Source organism: Sphingopyxis soli, assembly GCF_018682675.1.
GTDB classification, from domain to species: Bacteria; Pseudomonadota; Alphaproteobacteria; order Sphingomonadales; family Sphingomonadaceae; genus Sphingopyxis; species Sphingopyxis soli.
The window spans coordinates 1-4047 of record NZ_JAFMTR010000098.1 but is presented as its reverse complement, the minus strand read 5'-3'; the positions used below and the strand labels follow the sequence as shown (position 1 = coordinate 4047).

Here is a 4047-nt window from a genome sequence, read left to right as displayed (position 1 = left end):
CTGCCGGGTGTCTCGACTTCGCTCGACACGAACGGAAATAGGGGACTGTCTGGAATCCACCCCAAAACCGACATTCTTGCCGCTGGCGAAGTCGAGGCACAGCTTATAGCCCGCCGACGCGCCCCGGCGCCCGCGCGCGGACGAAATTCTCGAGCGCGGTGAACAGCATGGCGCGCGCGTCGCTGCCCAGCATCTCGCCTGTCAGCAGGTCAAATCCCATCCGGTCGCCGGCGCCCGCGGCGCGGACGATCGACGCGAGCAGCGCCTCGTCGAAGCTGAGCTGCGGGCAGCAGGGCGGGGCGACCGCGAAGGGGTCGGGCCAGACATGTCCGATCGCCTCGACGACCAGCCGGAAGCGCCGCGCGACGAGGATATTGCCCCAGCGCCGTTCGAGCTCGGGCATCGGGTCGCGCTCGCCGCGGCGGCAGAGGATGCAATAGCGGAGCGCGAGAACGGCCTGGGCGGCGTCGGGAAAAAGGTCGCGGACGAGCGGCTGCACGGTGAATTTCCGGACCAGTTCGCTGCTCTGCATGAAGCCTCCCCATCGATGCCGGCCCGATCGGCCGGGATGTTTCCCGGTCCCGCCCCACGCCTGAAAAAGATGCCGGCCGCCATGATGCAGCTGAAAGATGCAGCGGCCGGCAGGAGGGGACTGCCCATTCTTGCTATTGATAATTAGTCGCAAATACAAGCGAAAAAAGAGGCGCCCGAAGGCGCCCCTAATTTCAACGGTTTAGGCCGTGGACGAAGCCCCCTCCGCCTTCGCGCCATCGTCAATCTTCGCTGACCGGCTTCGACTGTAGCTGGATGTAATTCTCGATTCCCATGCGCTCGATCATTTCGAACTGCTTTTCGAGTTCGTCGACATGATACTCCTCGCTTTCGAGGATGTCCGAAAAAAGGTCGCGGCTGACATAGTCGCGAACGCTTTCGCTGTGCGCGATCGCGTCCTTGAGCAACGGGATCGCCTCTTCCTCGAGCGCGAGGTCCGCCTTCAGTATCTCCTCGACGGTTTCGCCGACGCGCAGGCGCCCGAGCAGCTGGAAATTGGGCAGGCCGCCGAGGAACAGGATGCGGTCCGCCAGCTTGTCGGCGTGCTTCATCTCGTCGATCGATTCGTGCCGCTCGAAATGCGCGAGGCGCGCGACGCCCCAATTGTCGAGCATCCGGTAGTGCAACCAATATTGGTTGATCGCGGTCAGCTCGTTCTTGAGCGCCTCGTTGAGAAAATCGATGACTTTAGCGTCGCCCTTCATGGTCAGTCCTGTCATTCTTCCTGGGATGGGGTCGGGCGGCCTTATACGCCCCCCGGCCGCGTCACGCCAAGGTCAAAAATGGCAGAAAACCAAGAAAAATCAGGCGGTCTCGGCGACGTCGCTGATGATATTGCGAGCGAAAGGCAGGCACTGGCCGCATTTGGGTTTGCGACCCAGTTGCGCATAGGCCGCCTTGGCGCACCGCAATTGGCCGTCGCGCGCGACGTCGCGCAGATCGCGCTCCCTTATTGCGTTGCAGACACAGACAACCATGTGCGAATCCTTCTCAACAAGGGCTATCTAGGGATAGTGCGAGCGATTCGCAACTGGAAAGTTGCGACTGGTTCGCAATCCGAACAGCGGCAATTTTCGCCCCGCCGGGCCTTGCCCGCGACGTGATTCGCGGGCATAGGCGCGCCCATCTTCCCAAGCCCCCGCAAAGCAGAGGTCCGCCCCATGAAAGTGAATGTCTATGTGACGCTCAAGCCGGGGGTTCTCGACCCGCAGGGCAAGGCGATCCATCATGCGCTCGAGGGGCTGGGTTTCGGCGGCGTCGCCGACGTCCGCGCGGGCCGCTTCATCGAACTCGACGTCGCCGACGGCACGAGCGATGCCGACCTCGACGCGATGTGCGCGAAGCTGCTCGCGAACACGGTGATCGAAAACTACCGCATCGAACGCCCGTAATACAGGAGCCGCGACCCATGAAGACCGCCGTCATCGTCTTTCCCGGCTCCAACTGCGACCGCGACATGGCGGTCGCGCTCGAGCAGGTGACGGGCAAGGCGCCCGCGATGGTCTGGCACCGCGAGAGCCAATTGCCCGATGGCGTCGATTTCATCGCGCTGCCCGGCGGCTTTTCCTACGGCGACTATCTGCGCTCGGGCGCAATGGCGGCGCGCTCGCCGATCCTGCGCGCGGTGTCCGATGCCGCGGCACGCGGCGTCCCGGTGCTCGGCGTGTGCAACGGCTTTCAGGTGCTGACCGAGGCGCAGTTGCTGCCCGGCGCGCTGATGCGCAACGCGGGGCTCAACTTCGTGTGCCGCACCGTGCCGCTGAAGGTCGAAAACAGCCAGTCGCTGTTCACCGCGGGCTATGGCGCAGGCGAGGAAATCGCCATCCCCGTCGCGCATCACGACGGCAATTACTTCGCCGATGCGGCGACGCTCGACCGGATCGAGGGCGAAGGGCGCGTCGCGTTCCGCTACGCCGACAATGTCAACGGCTCGGCGCGCGATATCGCGGGCGTGCTGAACGACGCCGGCAATGTGCTCGGCATGATGCCGCATCCCGAACGCGCGATCGACCGCGCGCACGGCGGCACCGACGGCCTACGCCTGTTCGAGGCGGCGCTCGGCGTCCTCGCCTGACCCTTCCGCCCGCGGCTGCACCACCGGCTGGAGCCAGCGCCCGACGAGCAGCAGCACGGTCGGCCAGAACATCGTGTTCCATATGTCGTGCCAGTGCGCGGCGTCGGGCTGTATCGCCGCGTTGCTGAATTCCGCCGTCATGTCGAGCCATTCGCCGCCACACGCCATGACGAGCACCGCCAGCCACGCCGCGACCCAACCTCCGCGCCAGCGCCACGCCAGCCGCACCAGCATGAAGAGCGCCAGACCAAAATAGATATGCAGCGCATCCTTGCTGAGATCGGTGGCGGTGACGAGCCATGATTTGCGCTCCTCGAACAGCGAGGCCAATTCTATCAACGTCATGGGGGATCAGACCTTCGCGCCGAAGGGGTTGAAGTCGGTGCCTTCATCGAACACGTCGACACCCTCGCGCCGCTTCAGCGCGCCCACGATGGCGTAGGTTGCGGGCGTCAGGACGATTTCCCACGTGGTCTTGAACAGCCATTGGAACAGCACGACCTCGTACAACTGCTCCGGCGGCCATCCGGCAAGCCCGTAAAAGGCGAGCGGGTAGAAAATCAGGCTGTCGAGCCCCTGACCGACGATCGTCGAGCCGATCGTCCGCATCCAGAGATGGCGCCCGGCCGTCCAGATCTTCATTTGCGCGAGCACGTAGGAGTTGGCGAATTCGCCGACCCAGAAGGCGGTCATCGACGCAATCACGATCCGCCAGCTGTTGCCGAACACGAATTCATAGGAGGCTTGGCCGGGCCATCCCGCGGCGGGCGGCAGCGATACCACGACCCACGCCATGAAGGCCATGAAGGCAAGCGCCGCAAAGCCCGTCCAGATCACCCGCCGCGCGCGCGCATAGCCATAGACCTCGGTCAGCACGTCGCCGATGATGTAGCTGATCGGAAAGAACAGAACGCCCGCGCCGAACGTCCACTGCCCGCCGCCCGGCAGCACGATGTAGCTGGGCTTCGAGGCGCCGATGATGTTGCTCAAGAGCAGGATCGCGACGAACGCCGCCATCATCAGGTCGTAATAGCGGAAGTGACGGACCGCCGAAGCGGCGACATGCGCGGGCCTGGCGGAAGGAGTCGGTGTATCGGTCATCGCGATGCGCTGCTTAACCCGCTTTGCGCCGGACGCAAACCGCGCTATTCGCGCGGGCGACAGCCCTGATGCACGCGCCCGTAGCTCAGCTGGATAGAGCACCCGCCTTCTAAGCGGGTGGTCGCAGGTTCGAATCCTGCCGGGCGCGCCATTCTCCATCGCTCTTAACAATGCGATATTGGCGCGAGCAGTACGCGACGACCACTCCTCGGCCTGCGCTTGGCGAGCGGCGGCTTTGGGGTGGGGAGTGGTCCTTCAATCCTCCCCGCTTGCGGGGAGGTGGCAGCCGCGTAGCGGCTGACGGAGGGGGCTCGCGTCCT

General features: G+C 64.5%; 7 protein-coding genes and 1 tRNA gene. 3 read left to right on the top strand and 5 right to left on the bottom strand.

All coding sequences use genetic code 11. From position 1 onward, the window contains the following. Positions 1-103: 103 nt before the first annotated feature. From J1N50_RS14880 to J1N50_RS14870, 3 genes are all read right to left on the bottom strand, one after another. Positions 104-532: an addiction module antidote protein gene (locus tag J1N50_RS14880; protein ID WP_215355070.1), complete on the bottom strand. Its 429-nt coding sequence runs from the start codon at positions 530-532 to the stop codon at positions 104-106. Positions 533-773: 241 nt separating this feature from the next. Continuing rightward, complete coding sequence (bfr, locus tag J1N50_RS14875) at positions 774-1256, bottom strand: bacterioferritin (protein WP_215355072.1); 483 nt, start codon at positions 1254-1256, stop codon at positions 774-776. A 99-nt stretch (positions 1257-1355) separates the two neighbouring features. Next, a complete protein-coding gene (locus tag J1N50_RS14870; protein WP_058457000.1) occupies positions 1356-1529 on the bottom strand; it encodes a (2Fe-2S)-binding protein in 174 nt (57 codons plus the stop codon). Positions 1530-1712: 183 nt separating this feature from the next. On the opposite strand from J1N50_RS14870, the gene purS reads away from it, so the two are divergent. Beyond that, positions 1713-1943: a phosphoribosylformylglycinamidine synthase subunit PurS gene (purS, locus tag J1N50_RS14865; protein ID WP_037513977.1), complete on the top strand. Its 231-nt coding sequence runs from the start codon at positions 1713-1715 to the stop codon at positions 1941-1943. Positions 1944-1960: 17 nt separating this feature from the next. After that, complete coding sequence (gene purQ / locus J1N50_RS14860) at positions 1961-2626, top strand: phosphoribosylformylglycinamidine synthase subunit PurQ (RefSeq protein ID WP_215355068.1); 666 nt, start codon at positions 1961-1963, stop codon at positions 2624-2626. On the opposite strand, the gene J1N50_RS14855 is transcribed toward purQ, so the two are convergent. Both J1N50_RS14855 and J1N50_RS14850 read right to left on the bottom strand, forming a co-directional pair. Beyond that, on the bottom strand, positions 2588-2971 hold the full coding sequence (locus J1N50_RS14855; RefSeq protein ID WP_215355065.1) for a hypothetical protein: 384 nt from the start codon (positions 2969-2971) through the stop codon (positions 2588-2590). The two genes, purQ and J1N50_RS14855, sit on opposite strands and share 39 nt — an antisense overlap. A 6-nt stretch (positions 2972-2977) precedes the next feature. Continuing rightward, positions 2978-3727, bottom strand: coding sequence for a queuosine precursor transporter (locus J1N50_RS14850; protein WP_215355063.1), 750 nt, complete (start codon positions 3725-3727; stop codon positions 2978-2980). 74 nt (positions 3728-3801) lie between these two features. Between J1N50_RS14850 and J1N50_RS14845 the strand changes: the two genes are divergently transcribed. Beyond that, positions 3802-3878, top strand: a tRNA-Arg gene (locus tag J1N50_RS14845). Positions 3879-4047 lie beyond the last annotated feature (169 nt).

What these genes read in the sequence shown, in the direction of transcription:
- J1N50_RS14850 (WP_215355063.1), bottom strand. Translation starts at nt 3,727, where the DNA reads ATGACCGATACACCGACTCCTTCCGCCAGGCCCGCGCATGTCGCCGCT.
- J1N50_RS14855 (WP_215355065.1), bottom strand. Translation starts at nt 2,971, where the DNA reads ATGACGTTGATAGAATTGGCCTCGCTGTTCGAGGAGCGCAAATCATGG.
- bfr (WP_215355072.1), bottom strand. Translation starts at nt 1,256, where the DNA reads ATGAAGGGCGACGCTAAAGTCATCGATTTTCTCAACGAGGCGCTCAAG.
- J1N50_RS14870 (WP_058457000.1), bottom strand. Translation starts at nt 1,529, where the DNA reads ATGGTTGTCTGTGTCTGCAACGCAATAAGGGAGCGCGATCTGCGCGAC.
- J1N50_RS14880 (WP_215355070.1), bottom strand. Translation starts at nt 532, where the DNA reads ATGCAGAGCAGCGAACTGGTCCGGAAATTCACCGTGCAGCCGCTCGTC.
- purQ (WP_215355068.1), top strand. Translation starts at nt 1,961, where the DNA reads ATGAAGACCGCCGTCATCGTCTTTCCCGGCTCCAACTGCGACCGCGAC.
- purS (WP_037513977.1), top strand. Translation starts at nt 1,713, where the DNA reads ATGAAAGTGAATGTCTATGTGACGCTCAAGCCGGGGGTTCTCGACCCG.